The 1,582-nt window shown below is 61.1% G+C and carries 2 protein-coding genes; both read left to right on the top strand.

Translation table 11 applies throughout. The annotated features are described in order from the left end of the window. Positions 1–91: 91 nt before the first annotated feature. The gene (locus DI606_RS20150; protein ID WP_293985799.1) at positions 92–1,135 is read left to right on the top strand and encodes a hypothetical protein; all 1,044 of its coding nucleotides are present in this window, start codon (positions 92–94) and stop codon (positions 1,133–1,135) included. A gap of 35 nt (positions 1,136–1,170) precedes the next feature. After that, positions 1,171–1,582, top strand: a 412-nt coding sequence (locus tag DI606_RS20145; RefSeq protein ID WP_293985797.1) for a hypothetical protein, incomplete at its 3' end; no start/stop codon positions are given.

Here is a 1,582-nt window from a genome sequence, read left to right as displayed (position 1 = left end):
GCACATCCGGTTTTGCCCCCAAACCCACGCCTAGCAAAATCAAATACTTACCAGCTCGCGTTCCCTGCGTGTTCCGCCGGCACTGTTCAACTTGGGCCTAGTCGCCGTTGCGGACGATCCCGACAATGTCCAGGCAACCGACGAGCACGATGCCGTTAGTCATGCAATCAACAACGCACTTGGACGCCTGTCACAGGCTTTTTTCGCCCTTCTCTTCGCCCGTTCGCTCAAGGTTTCATCCCGCATTCCTGACGACCTCCGGCAGCGGGCGGATGCTCTCGTGTTACCCGGCATGCCATCGCATCGACCGGCGCGCGTCATTGCAGCGTCGCGACTGTCCTACCTCTTCGCGGTAGATCCTGATTGGACGCAGGCGTCGCTGATCCCGAGCTTCGATTGGGCCCAGGATGAAGCCGAAGCAGCTGCCGTCTGGCAGGGCTATGCCTGGCAGCCAAGGGTCGACGAGAAGTTGTGGCCTGCTCTGAAGCCCTTCTTCCTCGCTACCTTCGAGCCTGACCGCCTCGCCCGAATTGGGGAGATGGCGAAAACGCTGGTGCAGTTGCTGATGCTCGTTGGCATCGACTTAGATCGCGACCAGCTTCCGGCGGTTGCGGTGCGGAACGCTCTTCGGTCCATGACCGATCACCTGCGGACATCAGCCCTGTCGTGGATCGAGACCTTCCTTGCGCAGCCCGACGAACCGGAAGATGAATTACCCGGCAAGCCGCCGTCGCGGTCAGCAGATTCGCTCTGGGACAGACGGGTCGCGCCTTGGTTGCAACAGGTTTGGCCAGTCGAAGTTGAGCTCCGCTCAACATCCACGTCTGAGCAGTTTGCGCGGATCGCGATCGCAACGAACGCGCGCTTTTCCGACGCGGTCGATCGCCTCACACCGTTCATGGTTCGCACGAACGCTTTTTATGAACTGCATCTCCTGGCAGGGTCTGCGCACCCGGATTTGCATCCGCGCGCGACTTTGCGACTGATCGATGCCCTCGCCGACCGCCAATCGCTCCAGATGGGCACTGGCGATCTCGGCCCGATCCTAGAGCGTGCTCGTGCTGCCGATGCCGGTATCGTCAACCTGGCGGCCTTCAACGAACTCCGAAACTTGGTGCAGGCAAATCCGCAATGACCAATGACACAGAATCGCCTCTGACTTCCGGCGTCGTGACCGATGAGGCTTGCAAGCCCACCATCGAGATCGAGGCGGGCCCGCGCTGGTCGATCTGGATCGATATCGAGGGATTCAGTGTTCTGTGGGGGAAAGGCGACCTCGCAATCACCGGACTTCGCGCCTTGATGAGCGGGATCTTCGCGATCGGGACCCGCGCCTATGCCGGCGACGGAGAGCGCCTGTTTGCCCACCAGTTTGGAGACGGGTTTGTCATCGTCGGCGACTTCCATGAGGCGGCGCTTGATCGTTGTGCTGCGATCGCCGTCGCGCTGATGCGGCACGTCACGACCGCCGGCTGTCTGGCGCGCGCTGCGATCGCAGAAGGCGAATTCTCCGACTATTCCGGCTGCTGGCCGAAGGAAATCCGGCAGAAGATCGAGTGGGATCAGTCCGATGATGTCGTCG

The organism is Sphingobium sp. (genome assembly GCF_003248505.1).
Lineage (GTDB): Bacteria > Pseudomonadota > Alphaproteobacteria > Sphingomonadales > Sphingomonadaceae > Sphingobium.
Note: the sequence above shows the minus strand (reverse complement) of the source record. Positions and strands in the feature narration are given on the sequence as shown.